Here is a 1,161-nt window from a genome sequence, read left to right as displayed (position 1 = left end):
GGCAATATTGCCCGTACTTGTGCAGCTACAGGCACTGAACTCCATCTAGTTGCACCATTAGGCTTTGAATTGAGCGATCGCTACCTAAAAAGAGCTGGTTTAGATTATTGGCCATACGTGAAATTACACTATCATGAGTCTTTAAATGAGTTCCACAATATACTTAAAACCCGTGGTGGTAGGTGCTTGGGTTTTAGTGTGAGAGGTAGTTTTAATTACAGTGAATTTACATATCAAGCTTCTGACTGGCTGATATTTGGCAGTGAAACTACTGGCTTACCTCCAACTTTCTTGGCGAACTGCGATCGCACCCTCTATATTCCCATGGAACAACCCGAGGTTCGTAGCTTAAATCTTTCCGTTAGTGTTGCAGTTGCCTTATTTGAAGCTCGCCGCCAAATATCACTTACTTAAGTGAAAGTACTTTAATTTTATAAAATCTTCACATTTAATTCAAATATCTTTACGTAATCTACTTAGTATCTCTCAAATAAAAAGTCAGAATTGGACTTAGCCGCCACCAAGGAGACATGGCAATGGGGAAAACACTGAAATTTGCAAGTGGTTTGATATAAGAAAAATGTATATAACGAACCAGTAATATGGAAGTTTAAATGATAGATTTTCATAAATTATGTCCCTTTGTTCCTAGGGGAACAAAATCATTCAATGCTAGTCATAGCAGTTATTTAGGTGAATTTAATTGCTTAAGCAGCATTTCCCAGCCCCAAAAGTGGCTGAGAGTTTACACGGTTGTCTTTTAGGGAGTAATCAGCGTAAAGTCTCGTACTTAGTAGGTGAATGGTTTACACAGGTCCTGAAATATAAAAAAACAGGCAAGCTTGTTTCCTTAGAAAGGATGTGAAATGTGAAAATCTTGGCAAATTGTCATTTAATGCAAATAAAGATTTGTTTTAATTACAATCAAGTCACGATATCAGTTCGCACAAGCTGTAACCAACCGAACATCTTGAGGAGTGAAGATTGTCACAAGACAAGTCCCAGTCAAAAATTCAATTTTGCCAACTTGTGTGAGCTTGTCTAAATCAGAGAACCAAGCTAATCTTGCTTAATGTGTCTCTGTTTATTGTGATATAGATCTTATTTTCGTAGTGATCCAAATCATTGACTAATATCCGGCTAAAAAATCGAAGTCAGATA

1 protein-coding gene is annotated in these 1,161 nt (G+C 37.1%); it reads left to right on the top strand.

What is annotated here, in order from left to right; genetic code table 11:
• Window positions 1-414, top strand: a 414-nt coding sequence (locus F6K52_RS36590; RefSeq protein WP_293090175.1) for a tRNA (cytidine(34)-2'-O)-methyltransferase, incomplete at its 5' end; no start/stop codon positions are given.
• Window positions 415-1,161 lie beyond the last annotated feature (747 nt).

The organism is Moorena sp. SIO3H5 (genome assembly GCF_010692395.1).
Classification (GTDB): Bacteria; Cyanobacteriota; Cyanobacteriia; order Cyanobacteriales; family Coleofasciculaceae; genus Moorena.
Note: the sequence above shows the minus strand (reverse complement) of the source record. Positions and strands in the feature narration are given on the sequence as shown.